At 46.4% G+C, this 21,170-nt stretch carries 14 protein-coding genes and 1 pseudogene; 13 read left to right on the top strand and 2 right to left on the bottom strand.

Annotated elements, in window-relative coordinates:
- Positions 1-4: 4 nt before the first annotated feature.
- A complete protein-coding gene (locus NSTCB13_RS25395) occupies positions 5-7,063 on the top strand; it encodes a PAS domain-containing protein (protein WP_448274231.1) in 7,059 nt (2,352 codons plus the stop codon).
- Between the two features lies 1 nt (position 7,064).
- A complete protein-coding gene (locus NSTCB13_RS25390) occupies positions 7,065-7,694 on the top strand; it encodes a response regulator (protein WP_448274230.1) in 630 nt (209 codons plus the stop codon).
- A 271-nt stretch (positions 7,695-7,965) separates the two neighbouring features.
- On the opposite strand, the pseudogene NSTCB13_RS25385 reads toward NSTCB13_RS25390, so the two are convergent.
- Positions 7,966-9,290 (bottom strand): annotated as a pseudogene (locus tag NSTCB13_RS25385) (IS4 family transposase).
- Positions 9,291-9,318: 28 nt separating this feature from the next.
- Positions 9,319-9,504, bottom strand: coding sequence for a hypothetical protein (locus tag NSTCB13_RS25380; RefSeq protein ID WP_448274229.1), 186 nt, complete (start codon positions 9,502-9,504; stop codon positions 9,319-9,321).
- A gap of 164 nt (positions 9,505-9,668) precedes the next feature.
- Here NSTCB13_RS25380 and NSTCB13_RS25375 point away from each other — a divergent pair, with 164 nt between their 5' ends.
- The 11 genes from NSTCB13_RS25375 to NSTCB13_RS25325 all read left to right on the top strand — a co-directional run.
- Positions 9,669-10,274 carry a DsbA family protein gene (locus tag NSTCB13_RS25375; protein ID WP_448274228.1) on the top strand — a complete coding sequence of 202 codons (606 nt, stop codon included), beginning with the start codon at positions 9,669-9,671 and terminating at the stop codon, positions 10,272-10,274.
- A gap of 184 nt (positions 10,275-10,458) precedes the next feature.
- Positions 10,459-13,233: a PAS domain-containing protein gene (locus tag NSTCB13_RS25370; RefSeq protein ID WP_448274227.1), complete on the top strand. Its 2,775-nt coding sequence runs from the start codon at positions 10,459-10,461 to the stop codon at positions 13,231-13,233.
- Between the two features lie 30 nt (positions 13,234-13,263).
- Positions 13,264-13,671, top strand: coding sequence for a four helix bundle protein (locus tag NSTCB13_RS25365; RefSeq protein ID WP_448274226.1), 408 nt, complete (start codon positions 13,264-13,266; stop codon positions 13,669-13,671).
- Positions 13,668-14,336, top strand: a complete 669-nt coding sequence (locus NSTCB13_RS25360; protein ID WP_448274225.1) for a response regulator — start codon at positions 13,668-13,670, stop codon at positions 14,334-14,336. The genes NSTCB13_RS25365 and NSTCB13_RS25360 overlap by 4 nt, the downstream gene beginning before the upstream one ends.
- Positions 14,337-14,542: 206 nt before the next feature.
- Positions 14,543-15,103: a DsbA family protein gene (locus tag NSTCB13_RS25355; protein ID WP_448274224.1), complete on the top strand. Its 561-nt coding sequence runs from the start codon at positions 14,543-14,545 to the stop codon at positions 15,101-15,103.
- On the top strand, positions 15,096-15,965 hold the full coding sequence (locus NSTCB13_RS25350) for an alpha/beta fold hydrolase (RefSeq protein WP_448274223.1): 870 nt from the start codon (positions 15,096-15,098) through the stop codon (positions 15,963-15,965). The genes NSTCB13_RS25355 and NSTCB13_RS25350 overlap by 8 nt, the downstream gene beginning before the upstream one ends.
- An 83-nt stretch (positions 15,966-16,048) precedes the next feature.
- A complete protein-coding gene (locus tag NSTCB13_RS25345) occupies positions 16,049-16,636 on the top strand; it encodes a Dps family protein (protein ID WP_448274222.1) in 588 nt (195 codons plus the stop codon).
- 113 nt (positions 16,637-16,749) lie between these two features.
- Positions 16,750-18,336 carry a GMC family oxidoreductase gene (locus NSTCB13_RS25340; protein WP_448274221.1) on the top strand — a complete coding sequence of 529 codons (1,587 nt, stop codon included), beginning with the start codon at positions 16,750-16,752 and terminating at the stop codon, positions 18,334-18,336.
- 218 nt (positions 18,337-18,554) lie between these two features.
- Positions 18,555-19,094: an SgcJ/EcaC family oxidoreductase gene (locus tag NSTCB13_RS25335; RefSeq protein ID WP_448274220.1), complete on the top strand. Its 540-nt coding sequence runs from the start codon at positions 18,555-18,557 to the stop codon at positions 19,092-19,094.
- Between the two features lie 134 nt (positions 19,095-19,228).
- A complete protein-coding gene (locus tag NSTCB13_RS25330; RefSeq protein WP_448274219.1) occupies positions 19,229-19,978 on the top strand; it encodes an SDR family oxidoreductase in 750 nt (249 codons plus the stop codon).
- A gap of 284 nt (positions 19,979-20,262) precedes the next feature.
- The coding region (locus NSTCB13_RS25325) for an NAD(P)-binding domain-containing protein (protein ID WP_448274218.1) at positions 20,263-21,170 on the top strand (908 nt) is incomplete at its 3' end.

The raw sequence follows: 21,170 nt of genomic DNA, 5'->3' as shown, positions 1-21,170 counted from the left end.
CTCTATGATTGCTCTACCTGGTATTGCCATCCAACAGAAGATATACGAAAGTGATAATTCTCTAGTTTATCGCGGCATCAGAGACGATGGAGTAGGGATCGTGGTAAAAATACTCAAGCAAGATTATCCCTCACCTCAAGAACTGACCCGCTACAGACAGGAATATAAAATTACCCGTTCCCTCAACTTGGAAGGAGTAGTGAAGGCATACAGCCAGCAAGAGTATCAACGCACTCTGGTGATTATCTTAGAAGATTTTGGGGGAGAGTCCCTAGAGCAATGGATGCACAAGCGCCCAGATATGTTTTGCCCTATGCCCTTATCCCAATTTTTAAGTCTGGCGATCGCCCTCACCGATATTCTAGGCAGAATCCACGCAGCCAATGTCATTCATAAAGATATCAACCCTGGAAACATAGTTCTCAATCTGGATACTGGCGTTATCAAAATTATTGACTTTGGAATTGCCACCCAATTTAACCGCACAAATCCGACTTTCAAAAGTCCTCATGTTTTAGAAGGCACACTTGCATACTTGTCTCCAGAGCAAACCGGGCGGATGAACCGTTTACTCGACTACCGGACTGATTTCTACTCACTGGGTGTGACATTTTACCAACTGCTCGCCGGACAACTACCATTTTCCACCACAGATGTGCTGGGGCTAGTCCATTGTCATATTGCCAAAAATCCTATTCCGCCTAATGAAATAAATACAACGATTCCCAAGCCAGTTTCAGATATCATTCTCAAATTGATGGCGAAAAATGCTGAAAATCGCTATCAAAGTGCCTGGGGCATCAAAGCGGATTTAGAAATGTGTGCTGAACAATTAGCAGAAATCGGTCAAATCTCTAGCATTCAACTGGCGCTTCAAGACGTTTGCGATCGCTTTCAAATTCCCCAAAAACTGTATGGGCGGGATAAGGAAGTTGCAATGTTACTGGCGGCGTTTGATCGTGTAGCCTGTCCAGAGTCAAATCCTGTTGCTGCTTTACCAAACAATTCAGAAACAACTTCACAAACCCAACAAACGGGCAACCCAAAATTCCAAGTTGAAATGATGTTGGTATCTGGCTATGCTGGCATTGGCAAATCTGCGTTAGTGCAAGAAATCTATAAACCAATTACCCAAAAGCGTGGCTATTTTATCTCTGGTAAATTCGATCAATTTCAGCGCAATATTCCCTACAGTGCGATCGCGGTTGCCCTGCAAAAATTGGTACGGCAATTACTTAGTGAACCAGACGAGTATGTACAACAGTGGCGATCGCGCCTACTTGCAGGGTTGGGCAGCAATGGACAACTGATCGTTGATGTCATCCCTGAAGTGGAATTGATTGTGGGCAAGCAGCCGCCTGTCTTAGAAGTGGAAGCTGCGGAAGCTCAGAATCGTTTCAATCGCGTCTTTGAGCAGTTTATCCGAGTGTTTTGTTCCAAGGAGCATCCGCTAGCGATCTTCTTAGATGATTTGCAATGGATTGACTCCGCGACGCTGAAGTTAATCGAGTTGATGCTGCTGGATGAGCAAAATCAATTCCTGTTTTTGATTGGAGCCTATCGAGACAATGAAGTGACTCCAACGCATCCACTGCTCTTAACGCTAGAGAGGCTGCAAAAAAAAGGGGCAGTGCTTCAAGAGATGATCCTGGCACCTTTAACGCTCTTGCCATTGAGTCAGTTGATTGCCGAAACGCTACATCGAGATGTGGACACTGTTCGTTCCTTTGCTGAGTTGGTGCTGCGTAAAACCGAGGGCAATCCTTTCTTTGTCAGTGAATTTTTGAGGATGCTGTATAGCGAAAATCTGCTGACCTTTGACCCCCCTCAATCCCACGCCAGATGCTACCCTGCGGGAACGCTAAGAGCGAACAAGTCGGCAGAGCCGACGACAGTCGCCTCAAGTCGGGAAACCCGCCCACGGCGCTGTCTCCCCAACGCACTGGCTCCCCTTGCTAAGGGGGGAAGTAAAGGGGGGTGGCAGTGGGACATTGCTCAACTTCAAACCCAAAATATCACTAATAATGTTGTGGAGTTGCTGCTCTTAAAGTTAAAGAAACTACCAGAAGAAACCCAGCAAATTCTCCGCTTAGCCGCTTGTATCGGAGCTGAATTTGATTTAGAGACGTTAGCGATCGTGTGTGAGAAATCACCCAAAACGGTTTTTCAGGATTTACTACCAGCGATACAAGAAGGATTCATTCAAACCCTGTCTGAATTAGACGAAGACTTGTTAGTTCAAGAGTATAAGTTCTTGCATGACCGAGTACAGCAAGCCGCCTATGCTTTGATTTCTGAGGATCAAAAGCAAGTAACGCACTACTGCATTGGACAACTCCTGCTGAACAAGCTGTCTGAGGTCGAACAAAGTGAAAAACTTTTTGATATTGTCAACCACATCAACTATGGTCAATCCCTTTTGACACAGAAAGATGAAAAAGAGAAACTAGCACGACTCAACTTGGCTGCCGCTCAAAAAGCCATCGCCTCTACTGCCTATGAAGCTGCGATTCGGTATCTTGAGACTGGCATTGGCTTGCTCAAAGAGGAGGCTTGGATGAGTCAGTACGACTTGATGTTCCACCTGTATCGGACTCTCTGCACAGCACAGTTGAGCAATGCTAGCTATGAGCAATTAAGCGCCACAACCAAGGTTGCTTTAGAACACATTTCTTCTGCTGTCGATCGCGCAGATATTCGTGTATTTCAAATAACTCAATATACCCTACAAGGCGAATGTGAGAAAGCAGTTCAAACAGGTCTAATCGGATTGCAGGAGCTGGGGATTGAGATTAAGGGCAAAAATTTGCCAGAATTAGTCCGGGAAGAGTTTGCTGCTGTTGCCAAAAGCTTAGAAAATCGCTCAATTTCCTCACTTTTAATTTTACCGACAGTGAGCGATCGAGTCATCCGAGCAATGATTAAATTGCTAATTGCTGTAGATATACCAACCTACATTACGGCTAATATTGAACTTTACTGCTTTGTCAGTTTAAGAGTAGTTCGTCTTTCCATTGAACATGGAAATATTGCTGAGTCTATTAAGGCTTATGCAAACTATGGTCTTCTTCTAGGTTTGATGGAAGGGCAATACCAACGAGGCTATGAGTGTGCAGATTTAGCGGTACAACTTAGCTACAAACTAAACAGTAAATCTCAGCAGTGTAAGGCACAGATGTTGTTTGGAAGCTTTATTCAAGTTTGGTCAAAGCCTATAGCAGGGGCGGCCACGATCAATTACAAAGGTTTTCTGGCAAGCATGGAGTCGGGAGACGTTCAATTTGCAGCCTATAACGTAGTCGGTAATATTTTTAATCGCTTATTTCAAGGAGAAAATTTAACAACCGTTGCAGAAGACAACGAAAAATATCAGTTGGTGGCAAAGCAGATTCAGGACGAGCTTGCGAAGGTGGCACTGGCTGGAGCTAAATTTTTTATCGCAAAACTTGCTTTAGGGCAAGCGGCACAGGAACACGAGCAATTGCTCAGGGAGACAGAAAAAATAGTTCATCGGGGTGAAACCTCACAAATACGGTTTTCAATTTGTCTTTATTACATCCTCAGAATGCATCTTTCCTGTTTAACAGCAGATTTTGAGCAAGGCTGCCATTATTTCGTTGAAGCGGGGAAGATTCTAAATTCTATCGTCGGGTTTACAACCTATAGTGGTTATTTCTACTATGGTTCTCTGATTCTACTCAACCTGTATTCCGGTCTATCTCAAGCAGAACAAAGTCATGCTTTGGAACAGATCCGATTAAATCAGGAGCGCTTGAAAGCATGGTCGGATAGCTGTCCAGAAAATTTTTTACACAAGTTTCATCTCGTTGAGGCAGAGAAAGCACGAGTCTTAGGGCAAGTTCTTGAAGCCGAGGAGTTCTATGAACAAGCCATTCAAGGAGCCAAGGACAACGAGTATCTTCAAGAAGAAGCATTAGCCTATGAATTAGCCGCCAAACATTACTTAGCTCGTGGTAGAGAAAAGTTTGCCCAAACATACATGAAAGAAGCTCACTATTGCTATAAACGCTGGGGAGCAATGGCAAAGGTTAAAGATTTAGAAACTCGTTATCCTCAACTATTTCCTCAGTTGTCTAACGTAGTTTCTACACCAATTCGCACCACGGCTGTAACTACCTCAAATACCTCACATATTGCTCTCGACTTAGCAACGGTGATGAAAGCAGCTCAAGCAATTTCGAGTGAGATTGAATTGGAGCGATTGCTTAGTTCTCTAATGCAAATTTTAATTGAAAACGCGGGAGCACAAACTGGATTTTTGATTTTGGAAAACTCAGGAAAATGGGCGATCGAAGCTTATTGCGAACTCAATGACGATGAGAATGTCTATGCTACGCAAGTGTTGCAATCGCTCCCAATTGCAAATCATTTACCTGAATCAATTATTAATTATGTTATCCGTACTCATGAATCTGTCATATTAAATGATGCAACTCGTGAAGGTCATTTTATCAATGAGCCATATATTCAGCAGAACCAAACGAAATCACTTCTTTGTTTGCCGCTATTGAATCAAAGTAAACTTGTTGGCGTGTTGTATCTGGAAAATCAATTAGCAACTGGAGTATTTACACCAGAGCGAGTCTCCGTTCGCGCAAGCGTGCCGGAGGCATTAGGAGACGCTACGCGATCGCAAGTTCTGAATCTACTTTCTACTCAAGCAGCGATCGCAATTGAAAATGCCAAACTCTACTCGAAACTACGCGACGGCAAAAATCAGATAAATCAATTTCTAGAAGCGGTTCCAGTGGGAATTGGGGTCTTGGATGCGACTGGTCGCCCTTACTATGTCAATCAGCAGGGAATTGATCTGATGGGTAAAGGCGTCGATCCTAACGCGACATCAGATCGTCTTGCAGAGGTTTATCAAGTTTACCTGGCTGGAACGGATCGAAACTGTTCCCCTGAGGATATGCCAATCGTCCGAGCGTTAAAAGGCGAACGTACAAGAACGGATGATTTAGAGATTCACCAAGGCGAGACTATTATTCCCATTGAGGCATGGGGAACGCCAGTCTTTGACGAACATGGGAACGTTGCTTACGCAATTGTAGCCTTTCAAGATATCACTAAGCGCAAACAAACCGAACATCTCTTAGCCAATTACAATCGTACCCTAGAGCAACAAGTAGCCCAACGAACGGCAGCTTTAGAGCAAAGTGAAGCGGAATTGCGCCATCGCGAACAGGAATTACGACTGATTGCCAACGCTCTACCAGTTCTGATTAGCTATGTAGATGCCAATCGATGTTATCAATTCATCAACCATACTTATGAGGTCTGGTTTAACCGTAGCCGCGATGAAATTTTGGGCAACCCTGTTCGCCAACTGCTCGGTGAGGCGGTTTATCAACGAGTTGAGCCGTACATTAATCGGGTGTTTGCAGGGCAAACGGTATCTCTAGAAACAGAGATCCCTTTTCCGGACGATCGGCGGTGCATCAGCGCGACCTTGATCCCTGATTTCGATGACAATGCTCAAGTCAGAGGCTTCTACAGTATCATGACAGATATTAGCGAACGCAAACAAGCAGAAGAAGTGTTGCGTCAGTCCGAAGCTCAATTTCGGGAACAGGCAATCCTCTCCGATTTTCGCGCCGAGGTGGATAGTGCCTTGGCTCAAAGTGCTAGTTTGCCCTTGATGCTGCATCGCTGTGTCCAAGCCGTTGTTAAGCACTTTAATGCGGCATTTGCTCGGATTTGGACGCTAAATAAAGACAAGAATGTTTTGGAGTTACAAGCCAGTGCGGGGATGTATACCCGTCTTGACGGTGAGTACAGTCGAATTCCTGTAGGTAGCGTCAAAGTTGGACAAATTGCTCAGGAACGCTGTCCTCTGTTGATTAACAATGTGTTTGATGAATCATCCGTTGATAAAGAATGGGCAAAACGAGAAGGCATGGTGGCATTTGCGGGCTATCCGATACTGCTGGATGAACAGCTTGTTGGAGTTATAGCGATGTTTACTCGACATCCCATTCCGTCGTCCAACTTTGAGGCGTTGGAGTTTTCAGCCCGCGAGATTGCATTAGGAATTAGACGCAAACAGGCAGAAGAAGCGTTGCAAGCCTCCGAAGCAGAACTTCGGGCGCTCTTTTGTGCAATGCCCGATCCGCTTTTGGTAGTAAATGCACAAGGGCGGATTTTGAGAGCAACCCTGCTTGAGTCAGAGAAATTATCTAACCCGATTGACGAACAGGTGGGTCGAACATTTTCCGAAATTTTTGAGCGATCGCAAGCCGATACATTTCTTAGCTGTATTCGGCAAGCATTAAGCACTCAGCAGCCCCTAACGATTGAGTATAGCTCGATTGTGGGAGGGTGGAAAACCTGGTTTGCAACTCGCATCTCGCCCATCTCAGAACATTCTGTCATTTGGCTGGCAAGAGATATCACCGATCGCAAACGAGCCGAAGAAGCCTCCATTCTAGAAGAGCGCAATCACATGGCACGGGAAATTCACGACACTTTAGCCCAAGCGTTTACAGGTATTATCATTCATGCTCGCTCCGCCTCCAATAAGGTAACGGCAGACCCAGAAAAAGCGCAAACTCTCCTCACTCAAATCCTCGACTTAGCCCGTTCTGGGCTTGCGGAGGCACGTCGTTCAGTAGAGGCATTACACCGCCCATACCTTTTAGAGAGCAGTAACTTACAGGATGCCTTAAGCCGTCTTGCTGCTCAATTAGATTCCTCCATCGCCACCCAAATTGTCTACGAAGTCATGGGTACACCCTATTCCCTATCCTCGGATCTGGAAAATAATCTGTTTCGGATTGGGCAGGAAGCTTTGACAAATGCAATAAAATATGCTAGTGCAAGTGAAATCCACATTGAACTGATCTATGAACCGACCCAATGCAGCTTGCGAATTAAAGACGATGGGCAGGGATTTAATGTAGAAAACCAGGCGATGCGGAATGGCTTTGGTCTACTGGGGATGGCAGAACGGGCTGAACGCATTAGAGCTGAATTAAAGATTCAAAGTGACTTAGAGCAAGGGACAGAGATCGTAGTATCTATTCATCGGGGGCTAAGTTAGTATGAATCAGCCCGGTAGCATTCGCGTTCTGGTTGTGGACGATCATCCTGTTGTCCGCCAGGGTTTGATCGGAATGTTAGAGGAGGCTCCAGATATTGTCATTGTTGGTCAGGGGCGAAATGGGTATGAGGCGATCGCAGTTTTTCAGCAACAGCAACCTGATGTGACTTTGATGGATTTACGGATGCCTGAGATGGGAGGTGTTCAGGCGATTACAGTTATTTGCAATCAGTTTCCCAATGCCCGAATTATTGTGCTGACCACGTATGACACCGATGAAGAGATTTATCAAGGATTGCGAGCCGGGGCAAAGGGGTATTTACTGAAGGATTCTGAGCCAGAGGAACTATTGACAGCAATTCGGACAGTGACCAGGGGACAACAGTATATTCCCCCCAACGTGGCTGCCAAGCTAGTCCAACGGATGACTGCTCCAGAACTGAGCGATCGTGAGTTAGAAGTTCTCCAGTTAGTCGGACAGGGCATGAGCAACCAGGAAATTAGCACTGCTCTCAATATTAGTGAAAGTACAGTGAAGACTCATATCAACCGAATTTTAAGCAAACTAGATGTCAAAGATCGCACCCAGGCAGCCATTATTGCGTTGAAACGTGGAATTGCTAGCTTATGAAAGCAAAGATGTACTTCTGCCTGGGTTATATCATGTCCAGTTAAAGACTTATTATTAAGACCGCAGGGGGCAGGGAGCAGGGGGAAAGAGGTTTTCCTGGTTTTTGCACAGATGCGGGAATCATAACTAATTAGGCGGACATGATATTAACCATCATATTTTAGTCTGTCAAAAGAGGCAGGGGAGCAGGAGGCAAGGGGGAAAACTGAGACGGAGCTTGTACTTTGCCCCGGTAAGAGTGCCAAGAAGGGTGGGCTTGATACCATTGGTGTCAAGTTAAGGCATCAGCCCAGATGTCAAGAGAGCGAGCAGCCGTTCGTCGGTGGCGTTGACGGACGGCTTTAACCAAGCCCATCGAACGATAATGTTCGACAAGCCAAGGAATAAGTTTTAACTCAGGGTTAAGCAAAAGTGCGCGGTGAAAAAAATATAAACTGCGAAACACCATTTCCACAGAAATGCGTTCCAAAGGTTGTTGTAAAGCGATTGCTACATCAGCACACAAGTCGTTGAGGAGGGCGTAGAAAATCCAAGTAGCGTATATTTGCATCTCTACACCATTAGTGCCACCGACCCAGAGATAGGATAAACCTAACAAACGCTTAGTCAATAAAAATGCGTCTTCAATTCGCCAACGTCGGCGGTATAGTTCACAAACTTCTTGTGCTGAAAGTTGTTGTGGGTCAAGAACGTTAGTCAAATAATGATACCAAGTCTGACCCCACAATACGGAAACTAGGCGCATGGGATGGTGGCAAGGGTGAGTATGATTTAATCCCATGTGAATAATTTCGTCTTTGTAGTGAGAACCTTGAGAAAGTACACGTGTAACCCGATATCTCACCTTTTCCTTTTGGCGTGTGAGTACGTACTTGCCAGCAACAGTCAGAGAATCAAACCACTCAAAACCATAAAATCCCATGTCTACTATCAGTAAGCCACCATCAGGTAAACGTTCTAACAGTGAAAGCCACCAACGAGTCTCATTGATTTTGGCATCAGCATCATACCAAATTGCTACAGGAGTGTGAGTGAAAGCTTCTACAACCATCAATCAGCATCTTTCCGGCTAATACCGTGCCTGTTTTTTCTTGCAGTTGTCCAAAATGTTTTTTCATCGCTTCGAGTGTTGAGGCATCCCCAATCCAGATGGCAGGAAATCTCTGTACTACTAATGACCAGGCTGGGGCTAATTCTCTTGCGCTTCTTTTCGCTGATAAACGCTCTATCACTTGCTCAAAAACTAGTGCAAATAAATGAGCAGGTAAACTATTGAGTCTTTGAGACAACGCTTGTTTACTGACTTTCGTTGCTTCTACCCACATTAATCCTTCTATTTCTAGCGATCGCAATACATCCGTGAGATGTTGCACTTGTCGATACACTAGACTCAACACGATTGCTGCCATTACTGGCTTTCTTCAGTATTCGTGAACGCAGGCTCCGTTCTTTGTCTTTGACCCCTTTGAGGTTTGTAAATGTACCTGGACTAATTAGTTCAAACAGACGTGATTCTATCTCAACACTTGCTGGGGCTGGTACGCTGACTCGATGGCGAAAATCTGGATTCCCTTGTTTTTTGCGTGGTTTACTCATGGCTTTTTCAACACCCCTATGTTGACTTTTACCATTGATTTGCCCACTCTTGACAACCATCCATTTTTCTTAACTTGACACCAATGGCTTGATACCCATGTTCCGCTTCGCTCCACGGCTTTGAGACTTTCTCTTGCTCCCCCTGCCCCTCTGCTTCTTCTGTAAGGCAATCAATCCTGAGTTTGATTCGTTCTACTCCCTCAAATTGACTCATCCTCAATCATTTTGTTGATTAAAATACAGACCCTGAATTGACGACAAGCCTAAGCAAGTCTCATACATTAAATTCATACAAACGATTATAGGCTTGAAGGAAAGAAATTTCAGAGCGCACGCGATGAATCTCTTTTCCTCAAAGATTTAAAATGAGGGTTTAGAATGGGCGATGTTATTCCTGACGACACACCCGGCGCCTCTTGCGGTAACTGCGAAGCAGAGCGCAATCAATTAGTTGTACTTCCTTCTGAGCAAGACCATCGACAAGGATCGTTGAATGCTCGCGTTGTGCTTGTTGAGTATGGGGATTATCAGTGTTCCCAATGTAGCGAACTTTATACCTCAATTCAGGCAATTCAACGCCAGCTTGAGGCGACCTTATTCGGGAGAGATTCTCTATGCTTTGTATTCCGACATTTTCCTCAACCTCAAATCCATCCTCAAGCTCAAAAGGCAGCAGCAGCGACAGAAGCAGCAGCAACACAAGGGCAGTTTTGGCAGATGCACGAGATGTTATTGAAGCATCAGCAAAAGCTAGAAGATGGGTATTTAGCAGAATACGCTGACAATTTAGGGCTTGATGTAACTCAGTTTATTCGAGACATTGCCCAAAAAGTGCATGTCGATCGCATCAATAGAGACATTGCCAGCGGAATGCATAGTGGGGTAATTAGCACTCCAGCTTTATTTATCAATGGTGTGCGTTATAGAAACGCTTTAGAGCTTGAACCGCTACTTATTGCGATCGTTGGAGCTGCTCATGGCTAGTAGTTCGCCAAGTTCACTTGGCGGGGGAAAGGGGAAAGGAAAAAGGGGAAAGGTTTTAAATCCCTTACCCTTTACCCCTTGCCCTTTACCCCGCCCTCACCCAGCATTTTTGGGTTGGCAAACCATTAGTATTTTCGTCAATGGACTAACGCGCGCGAACTGCCGTAAATGAGGAGTCTGATTGATGAGCAGTCTTCTCAAGCAAGTTGTAGCTCAAGTTTCCAGAACGGTGCCATTGCAGACGGTTTTGATTGTGCCGTTTGTGCTGCAAACTTTGGTGACAGTCGGCTTAGTGGGGTATTTTTCCTTCAAAAATAGACAGGAAGCCATCAACGATCTCGCCAGTCAACTGCGGCGCGAACTGACGAACCGGATCGAAGGCAAACTACAAACCTATACCGAGATACCCCATAACATCAATCGGCTCAATGCCAGCACCTTCGCTCAGGGAAAAATTGACCCTAGCGCAGTCAAAGGTGAGTTTCCACTCTGGCAGCAAATTCAGATTTATCCAATGGTGAGTGATATCTACTGTGGCGATCGCAAAGGTTCTCTTCTAGGAGTGCGACGTAGCCCTGCCGATCGCTCAATTGAACTGCGGTCGAGTAATGTTGCTACAAATCGTAAACTCTACGGCTACAGCCTCGATCGCAATGGTCAGCGAGGCCAGTTAATCAGTCAAGGCAACAAAGCCTTCGATGCGCGGGTTCGTCCTTGGTATAAAGCAGCAGTGACGGCAGGCGAACCAATCTGGAGTGGAATCTATGCCGACTTTGCTAGCCAGTTGCCAACGATCACCGCCAGTACGCCTGTCTATAGCACTGCCGATCGATCGCTGTTGGGAGTCTGTGCCACCGATGTATTTCTGCCTAATGAGATGAGCCGTTTTTTGGCAAGCCTGCAAATCGGCAAGACAGGCATCGCCTTTATTGTAGAGCGATCGGGACGACTGGTTGCGACCTCAACCGCAGAGGCGATTATGAGTAGCGAGGCTAATTCTACTCAGTTGCTTGCAATTAAGAGCCACAATCCCACTGTGCGAGCCACTGCTGCCTATTTGCGCGACCATTTTGGCGATTTGCAGCAGATCCAGTCTGCGGAACAGCTTGACTTTAACCTGGACGGCAAGCGGCAGTTGGTTCAGGTCATGCCATTCCAGGATATTCGCGGGCTAAACTGGCTAATTATCACAGTATTGCCCGAATCAGATTTCATGGCGCAAATTAATCAAGACATTCACGCAACTATTCTACTTTGCGTTGTAACTTTGTTGCTTGGCATGATTATCTGCATTTTGACTGCCCGCTGGATTACTGAACCGATCGTCAACGTTAGTCAATCGGCAAAGGCACTGACTCGCGGCGAATGGAAGCAGACGTTAGAAATTGAGCGATCGGGCGATTTGGGCGAACTGGCTCGATCATTCAACCAGATGGCACAGCAGCTTCAAATCGCATTTGCCAAAATGCAGTCTTTAAACCAGACCCTCGCCCAAAGTGAAACCCGCCTCCAGAAAATTTTAGAGTCTGTTCCGGTAGGAATTGTGGTTATGGACGCAACAGGTCGCCCTTATTACGCGAATCAGAAGGCAATCCAACTCTTGGGCAAGAGCGTGCTGCCGTCTGTCACCCCAGAGCAAATTGCAGAGGTCTATCAACTCTATGTGGCAGGAACCGATCGCCTCTACCCAACCGAACAACTGATGATTAGGCGAGCACTAAACGGCGAACAGGGCAGTGTGGATGATATCGAAATTCACCAGGGGAATCGCATCATTCCAATCGAAAGTTGGGGAACTCCAATTTTTGATGAGTCTGGCAACATTCTGTATGCGATCGCAGCCTTTCAAGACATCACCGAACGCAAACAAGCAGAGAAGCTTTTAGCAGAATACAATCGCACCCTAGAGCAACAAGTTGCCCAACGAACGACAGCATTGCAGGCAAACGAAGCAGAGCTACGCGGTGTCTACGAGGAACTTCGCTTACAGGAGCAGGAATTACGACTGATTGCCGACGCTCTACCCGTTCTGATTAGCTACGTCGATGCCAATCGCTGTTATCAATTCATCAACCATACCTATGAGGTCTGGTTTAAACGTAGCCGCGATCAAATTTTGGGCAACCCTGTTCGTCAACTGCTTGGTGAGGCGGTTTATCAACGGGTTGAGCCGTATATTGATCGGGTGTTTGCAGGGCAAACTGTCCCTCTAGAAGCAGAAATCCCTTTTCCGGATGATAAGCGGTGCATCAGCGCCACCTTTATTCCTGATTTCGATGACAATGCTCAGGTAAGAGGTTTCTACAGTCTCATGACAGACATTAGCGATCGTAAGCGAGCCGAACACACTTCTATCTTAGAAGAACGTAACCGAATGGCGCGAGAAATTCATGATACATTAGCTCAATCTTTCACAGGTATTCTGCTTCAGGTTGGAGCAGCAACACAAGTGCTGGCAGATGACCCCCAAGCAACCCAAGTACATCTAGAAATGATTGAGGAACTAGCACGCGCTGGGCTGGCAGGGGCAAGGCGATCCGTAGCAGCACTGCGTCCGCGGCTACTAGAAGAAGGTAATTTAGAGAGTGCCTTGCATCGGATTGTGGCTCAAATGCGAGCAACGACCGACACGGCTCTGATTTGCGAAACTCAAGGTATAGCCTATTCCTTACCAACCGAAGTGGAGAATAACTTACTCAGAATTGGGCAGGAAGCATTAACCAATGCGATTAAATACGCTTGTGCTGGCGAAATTCGGGTTGAGTTGGCGTATAACGAAACACAGTGTATCTTACGGGTTAAAGACGATGGCAGGGGCTTTGGAGTAGGTAGCACTCCTTTGAACGGTGGGTTTGGCTTATTAGGAATGAGCGAACGGGCAGAGCGCATTGGTGCACAACTAACAATTCAAAGCCAACCAGGTCAAGGAACAGAAATTATGGTGATAATTGGGGTGTAGGGTGTAGGGTGTGGGGGAGCCACTCCGGTCTTGGGGTCTCCCCAAGTAGAGGATGTGGCGTTGTGGGGTGTGAGTAAGTTGGAGAGTTACCGCGATCTGGAGGTTTGGAAAGTATCGATGCGATTAGCAAAGCAGGTTTATCAGGTAACAGAGGTAATGCCAAAGCATGAAATCTATGGATTAACTTCGCAGATTCGTAGAGCCTGTGTTTCTGTGCCTGCCAATATTGCTGAAGGATATGGACGGAATCATCGTAAGGAGTATCTTCAGTTCCTCGGTATCGCCAATGGAAGCCTCAAAGAGTTGGAAACCTTGCTTATTCTTGCAAATAATTTGAATTACATTGATGACATTACTGAATTAATGAGTTTATGTGACAGTACAGGACGCTTACTGAATCGTCTGCGTCAAAGCCTTCAAAGGGGGATAGACAATTGACTTCTCCACACCCCACACCCCACACCCCACCACCCACCACCCACACCACTAAGATTAAGGTGCTGATTGTTGACGACCATGCCATAGTCAGAAAAGGTCTAGCAACCATCATTAACCGCGATCCAGAAATGACAGTTATCGCTCAAGCTGAAGATGGGCAACAGGCGATCGCTGCGTTTCGAGAATACCAACCTGATGTCACGCTAATGGATTTACGAATGCCCAAAATGGGAGGGGTGGAAGCCATTATGGCGATTTGTGCTGAATTTAAGCAGGCTCGAATCGCGGTACTTACAACCTACGATGGCGATGAAGACATCTATCGCGGCTTGCAGGCAGGCGCTCAAGGCTATCTGCTGAAAGATGCTAAACCTAGCGAGCTTTTAAATGCGATTCGCGCCATTCATAATGGCCAGAAATACATTCCGCCAGAAGTGGGCGCAAAATTATTGCAGCGAATGAGCAATCCAGAACTCAGCGAACGAGAGTTGGAAGTGCTGCGTTTGATGGCACAAGGAAAGGGTAATCAAGAAATTGGCACTGTTTTGAATATTGGTGAAAGTACCGTCAAATCCCATGTAAATCGGATTTTGAGCAAACTGGGCGTGAGCGATCGCACACAAGCCGTGATTACTGCTGTTAAGCGTGGAATTGTCAGTTTGTAAGCTGTACTCAAGTTGGTATCCAAATTCCAACTAAAGTTGGAGACAACCTTCCACTGGAAGCTGGACGGGTTAATCCATCACTCGATTGTATAAAAATGCCAACCTAGAGTGGACGACAACAGAGGGTCAATTGTCTATATTAAATCCATAGCAACGTTAGCGCAGTTGGGTTGTAAGGCTTAAGTTTGCTTAATACAAACCGAAACATGACTTACGACCGCAATCATTATATTTCTTTATTCGTTCTGCCTTCAACCCAGGATCATATTCAAGGTGTACTGAATGCTGCTGTAGTCTTCGTCATGTATGGAGATTATGAATGTTTTCAAAGTGCCAACGTCTATCGATTGATTAAAGTTGCTCAACAGCAATTGAAGGTTTCGTTTGGAGAAAACAATTTAGGTTTTATCTTTCGTCATTTTCCTCAGGTACAGATTCATCCCCATGCTCGACGAGCAGCGCAAGCTGCGGAAGCAGCAGCAGCTCAAGGGCAGTTTTGGCAAATGCATGAGATGCTGTTTATCCATCAACAGGAGTTGGGAAATGGCTATCTAGTTGAGTACGCCAATCGTTTAGGACTTGATATTTCTCAATTTTTGCAGGATTTATCCAGAGGAACGTATGTCGATCGGATCGATGCGGATATCGAAGGTGGACTGCGAAGTGGAGTGGAGGCCGCGCCCGCTTTATTTATTAATGGAATTCGCTATCTTAATCGCTGGACTGTTGAGCAGATAATGGCAGCCATTGTTGCTGCAAATGATTAACGACAAGAATCAGAGATTTCAGCAATTTAGTAAGAATACAGAGGCGATCGCCATGATGCTTTTTACATGGAAAAAAGTTCAAAAATTGTTGCTGTGGTTATTTGCATTAAGTGTTGTTGTTGGAATATCAATGCATTCAACACCAGCCACCTCCAAGGAATTACCTCAAGCGTCCAACTCTAAACCTGCGATCGTTCTCGTTCATGGGGCTTATGCTGACGGTACATCATGGCAACACGTTATTCCATTGTTAGAGCAGGATGGCTACAGAGTGACTGCTGTGCAGATTCCCCTCACCTCGCTTGCTGATGATGTGGCAACGACGAAGCGGGCGATTAATAATCAAAAAGGTTCTGTTGTAGTAGTTGGACATTCCTATGCTGGAAATGTGATTACGGGTGCAGCAGCTGGCAATCCACTGGTGAAAGCTCTGGTTTATGTTAATGCTTTTGCACCAGATATCGGTGAAAAGACGAGCGATCTCAATAAAAGGTACGCAGCACCTCCGATTAGTACGGCGATCGTGTCTGATGCGGCAAACTTTCTCTATGTCGATCGCGAGAAGTTTCACGAATTTTTTGCCCAGGACGTATCAAAGGCTGAGGCGCGAGTGATGGCAGCAACCCAAAAGCCGATCGCCAGCGCAGCCTTTGAGCAATCATTGAATGAAATCGCCTGGAAAACGATTCCTTCCTGGTTTATCGTGACTCAAAGCGATCGCGCCATCAACCCTGAACTTCAACGATTTATGGCTAAACGGATTGGTGCTAAGACAACCGAAGTTAACTCCAGTCATGTTCCTTTTATCTCTCATCCAAAAGAGGTTGCCAAAGTGATTGAAGCAGCAAGTACGGCTCTGTAAAGTAATCCCAATCTTTAAGAGAAGCAGTTTCTCGATACATACAAATAGAACATACCTAATTATTGACTCTAGGAGATTCGATCGTGGCAACTCAAAATACAGCTATCACTGAAGTCGATCGCAGTCAACCCTTACTGCATCAACATGGATATGAAATTCAGCAGTATGGTACTCTTCGTGATTTGCCAATTGTTCTCAACACTAGTACCCGCAGCGAAAGCTGTGTTTTAGTCAATCAAATTTTGGCAGATACGATTATTCTCTATCACCTTTACAAGAAACATCACTGGTTGATGCGCGGACATACGTTTTATCAACTGCATCTGTTGCTCGACAAACACGCCAGCGAACAAATTGAGTTAATTGATGCACTAGGTGAACGAGTACAAACCCTGGGAGGCGTGGCGATCGCTGACCCGCGTCATGTAGCAGAAGTCACTAAAATTAAGCGTCCGCCCAACGGCGTTGAGGAAGTACCCGTGATGTTGTCGCGCTTACTGGAAGCCCACGAGCTGATTATTGAGGAATTGAGAGTAGCGATCGATAAAACAGCAGCAAATCAAGATAGCGGCACTAACGATTTGTTGGTGAGTCAAGTGTTACGAACCAATGAGACGCAAGTTTGGTTTCTGGCAGAGCATTTGGTGGATACACCATTGGTACGGAGTTAAATTCAGCAGATCGGGTGTTGTAAATGAATAACTAACAGCATTTTAGCGATCGCTCTTTAGATCAGTTCATTCTTGACTCCATTTATCCATTGTAGATAACAGAGGAAGAGAATATGACTAATTATGACTACATTGTAATCGGTGCAGGTTCAGCTGGTTGTGTGGTTGCCAATCGTCTAACCGAAGACTGTGACACAACCGTATTACTCCTCGAAGCGGGCAACCCAGCTACAAAACCAGAAATTCAAATTCCGGCGCAATGCTTTAGTCTAATAGGCTCTGAAGTTGACTGGGGTTACTTTTCTGAGCCGGAACCCTACCTGAAGGGCCGCAAAATGTTTTGTTCCCGTGGCAAAGTCTTAGGGGGCAGCAGTTCGATTAATTTCATGATGTATGTCCGGGGCAATCCTCACGATTACGATCGCTGGCAGGAATCAGGAAATCCCGGTTGGTCGTACCTTGATGTCTTGCCCTATTTCAAAAAATCGGAACACCAGCAGCGAGGCGCATCAGAATTTCACGGGGTTGATGGGGAGTTGAGCGTTACCGATTTGATATCCCCTGCTGTAATTTCTCAACGCTTTGTAGATGCCTGTGTGGCAATGGGATACAGCTACAATCCTGATTTTAATGGTGTACAGCAAGAAGGGGTAGGATTTTATCAATTGACAGTCAAGGATGGTAAACGGCACAGTGCTGCCTCTGCTTTTCTCCTACCCATTCTCCATCGTCCCAATTTGACTGTAATTACAGGGGCATTGGCGACGCGATTGGTGTTTGAAGGCACTCGCTGTGTGGGAGTGGAATATCTGCATGAAGGTACGCTCCACCAGGTTAGAGTCAACCAAGAAGTGATTTTAAGTGCGGGTGCGTTTGATTCGCCCAAACTGCTAATGCTTTCTGGTATTGGGGATGCAGAATATCTGCAAGCGATGGGAATTTCTGTCATTGCAGATTTGCCGGGTGTCGGTCAAAACCTTCAGGATCACATTCTCACTTGTGTCGTTCAAGAAGTTACTCAAGATATACACCCCGCCATCACTAGTAATGGAGTCGAAGCCGGATTATTTTTGCATAGCAAGGAGAATGCGGAGGTTGCACCCGATTTGCAGTTCTTCTTCGGCCCGATTCAATTCTTGTCACCTGGTTATACTCCTGCTGATTTTGGATTTACAGGTGCAGTCTCTCTTACCCGTTTCCAAAATATTGGCAGTGTTAGTTTGCGTCCTGCCGGAGGCAGCAGCGCCTCGCTATCGCTTGACCCCAAAGAACCACCAACCATTCGGATGAATTATCTACAAAGTCAAGCTGATGTGCAAAAGTTGGTTGAGGGAGTTAAATTAATGCGGCAATTGTTTCAGACCAGTGCCTTTGATAATTTTCATGGTGAAGAGATTGCTCCGGGTTCCCACGTTCAGAGTGATGCAGCACTGGAAGCTTACATTCGAGACACTTGCAGCACTGTGTGGCATCCGGTTGGCACTTGCAAAATGGGCATTGACCGAATGGCAGTGGTCGATCCTAAGTTGCGGGTACATGGGGTTGAAGGATTGCGAGTTGTTGATGCTTCCATCATGCCAACAATCACCACGGGAAATACGAACGCACCGACCATCATGATTGGCGAAAAAGCGGCAGATTTAATTAAAGCGGAGCGTACCTCAAAAAGCATTGCTAATAAAGCCCTCTATGCTGCTTGAGAACTGGTTTATCACAAAGAAAAGGGTGTGGGGTGTGGGGTGTAGAAATAAAAAACTTGAGTTCTGGGTCACAAGCCCAGTTTAAAAAAAAGATGTATTTCTCGCGCTGCGCGAGAAATACAGCGTCATTGCTTCAATCCCATGCTTTTAAACGTGGGTTCCCTACACCCCACACCCGTTGCGCCACACCCTCTGAATTAAAAGGAAAACTCAAAACTATGAATTCACAAACAGTTCAAACCACCACTATTGCTGACGAGTCGGCAATCCGTGCTTTCCCTCGCCAGATGATTGATGCTTGGAATCGAGGTAGCGGCGAAGGCTTCGCTGCCCCGTTCAGCAAAACTGCCGATTTCATCACGTTCGAGGGCACGCATCTTAAGGGTCGAAAAGAAATCGCTGCATTTCATCAGCAAGCGTTCGACACAGTTGTTAAAGGAACACGCCTGGAAGGTGAGGTAAATTTTGTCCGCTTCGTGAACTCGCAACTCGCGCTCATGCTCGTAGCGATCGGGGTAATACTGCCCGGACAAACCGAAACTTCATCGTCACGAGATTCGCTGCCGCTATACGTGGTAACGAAAGGCGACGAAGGTTGGCAGATCGAAGGGTTACTTAATACCCGAAAGTTAACGCTAGAACGTCAGTTCTTCTTAGACGACTTTGACTCACTGAGCGCAGAAGCTCAACGTCAAGTGACTGACCTAGTTGTAAGTCTCAAGCAGCATCATCAAGCAGAGCAATCAAAGGAGATGTAAGGAATGGCACTAAGTTAAAATACAAAAGACGATCGCCCTTACTCCCCAATACGGGCTGACTATTCTTCCTCCTGACTCCGCTCTCCATAAGCAACTGACTGCTTTAAACCCAACAATCAGAGGATTCGCGCATAATGAAAAAATTAGAAGGAAAAATCGCCCTTGTCACGGGTGGCAACAGTGGTATCGGTCTTGCCACTGCCAAACAGTTTGTTGCTGAAGGAGCCTATGTTTACATTACGGGTCGTCGCCAAGCCGAACTGGATGCTGCTGTAGAAGCCATTGGTAAAAATGTTACGGCTGTGCAGAGCGATGTTTCTAATCTGGCAGACCTCGATCGCCTGTTTGCCACCATTAAGCTTGAGCTTGGACACCTCGATATCATCTTTGCTAATGCTGGCGGTGGAGAAATTGCCCCACTTGGAGCGATCGCTGAGGAACATTTTGACAAAACATTCAACGTAAACGTCAAAGGTTTGCTGTTCACCGTACAAAAGGCACTGCCACTGTTGCCAGAGGGCGCTTCTATTATCCTGAATGCTTCGATTACTTCTATAAAAGGTACGCCAGCATTCAGTGTTTACAGCGCCTCCAAAGCCGCCGTGAGATCGTTTGCTCGGAATTGGATACTCGACCTCAGAGAACGCAAGATCCGAGTGAATGCCATTAGCCCTGGTGTGGTTCCGACTCCTGGTTACGATCGTTTGGGACTCAATGACCAGCAGTTGCAAGAATTTGTGGACAGCCAAGCTGTCACTATTCCATTAGGACGAGTCGGCACACCCGATGAGATTGCCAAAGCGGTTGTTTTTCTGGCTTCAGATGACAGCAGCTTTGTCAACGGCATCGAGTTGTTTGTCGATGGTGGTATGGCACAGATTTGAAGTCCAAAAGGATTTAAAGATGAAGGGAAAAGGGTAAAGGTTAAAGGGTAAAGGGTAAAGGGAACCCCATAACTAAAGTTACGGGCTTAATACTATGAGGCTGTATTCCTCTTACTACGTATCTGGAAATACATCTTTTTTCCTTCTCTATGTTTAAAAACTCTTTCCCCCTTCCCCTTTCCCCCTTTCCCTTTCCCTTTCCCCTTTCCCCTCTTTGGTCGTCAGGATGTGAGATAGATTCGACCCGAATAAACAATCGCATTTCACTATCTGAGGAGATCGAGATGACAACAACGACCGATTCCGATTTTGCTGCCCGCGAGGCACTACGCCTGCTCGGCCCCGATCCCGAAAACTGGGTACCCGATCGCCCTGGCATCGATCGCAATGTCACTATAATCGGTGGCAGCGGCAGCGGTAGCGCCTTTGTATTTGCGCTACGGCGTGCTGGCATCGGTCGCGTGACGGCGATCGATGCAGCCGATGACGAGGCTCATGCAGGCGTGTGGCTGACACGAGCGCGGATGGAAAAGCTCCGCACGCCGAAAAATGTGCCTGGCCCGGAACTAGGCATCCCAGAATTATCCTTTCAAGCCTGGTACGAAGCGCGGCACGGTGCGGAAGCCTATGCGGCGATCGATCGCATTGGGCGAGTGACATGGGCTGAGTACCTCAGTTGGTATCGGCACTTCCTCGGTATCCAGGTTCGTTACCGGACGAAGTTGGTGCGGGTTGAGCCAGCCGATGGTTTCTTCCGCCTACACCTTGAGGTAAACGGTGTCCCACAGGTAGAAACTACGCGCAAAATTATCTTCGCAAATGGCGTGGCTGGCACTGGTGGTGCATACATACCTCCAGTACTGGCTGACTTACCACGCACGCTGTACGCACATACCGCCGATGCCATCGATTTTGAAGCACTGCGCGGTAAGACTGTGGCGGTACTGGGTGGGGCGGCTTCAGCTTTCGATGCAGCAGGAGTGGCGCTGGAATCGGGAGCTAAGGCAGTACACCTATTTGTCCGGCGGTCGGCACTTCCATCTCTACCAATCCTTCGGATACGGGAATACCCTGGTGCTTACTGCAACTATCCCCAATTACCCGATGCAGCCCGCTGGTTTCAAGCTTGGCGCTTTCGTCGAGCAGGCTCCACACCATCACGGAACGCGATTGAGCGAGCGATCGCCTTCCC

The sequence above is a fragment of the Nostoc sp. DSM 114160 genome (assembly GCF_053470305.1).
The sequence above is the reverse complement of the archived record's forward strand: the minus strand, read 5'-3'. Positions and strand labels throughout refer to the sequence as shown.

What these genes read in the sequence shown, in the direction of transcription:
- NSTCB13_RS25340 (WP_448274221.1), top strand. Translation starts at nt 16,750, where the DNA reads ATGACTAATTATGACTACATTGTAATCGGTGCAGGTTCAGCTGGTTGT.
- NSTCB13_RS25390 (WP_448274230.1), top strand. Translation starts at nt 7,065, where the DNA reads ATGAATCAGCCCGGTAGCATTCGCGTTCTGGTTGTGGACGATCATCCT.
- NSTCB13_RS25355 (WP_448274224.1), top strand. Translation starts at nt 14,543, where the DNA reads ATGACTTACGACCGCAATCATTATATTTCTTTATTCGTTCTGCCTTCA.
- NSTCB13_RS25395 (WP_448274231.1), top strand. Translation starts at nt 5, where the DNA reads ATGATTGCTCTACCTGGTATTGCCATCCAACAGAAGATATACGAAAGT.
- NSTCB13_RS25375 (WP_448274228.1), top strand. Translation starts at nt 9,669, where the DNA reads ATGGGCGATGTTATTCCTGACGACACACCCGGCGCCTCTTGCGGTAAC.
- NSTCB13_RS25330 (WP_448274219.1), top strand. Translation starts at nt 19,229, where the DNA reads ATGAAAAAATTAGAAGGAAAAATCGCCCTTGTCACGGGTGGCAACAGT.
- NSTCB13_RS25380 (WP_448274229.1), bottom strand. Translation starts at nt 9,504, where the DNA reads ATGAGTCAATTTGAGGGAGTAGAACGAATCAAACTCAGGATTGATTGC.
- NSTCB13_RS25370 (WP_448274227.1), top strand. Translation starts at nt 10,459, where the DNA reads ATGAGCAGTCTTCTCAAGCAAGTTGTAGCTCAAGTTTCCAGAACGGTG.
- NSTCB13_RS25350 (WP_448274223.1), top strand. Translation starts at nt 15,096, where the DNA reads ATGATTAACGACAAGAATCAGAGATTTCAGCAATTTAGTAAGAATACA.
- NSTCB13_RS25335 (WP_448274220.1), top strand. Translation starts at nt 18,555, where the DNA reads ATGAATTCACAAACAGTTCAAACCACCACTATTGCTGACGAGTCGGCA.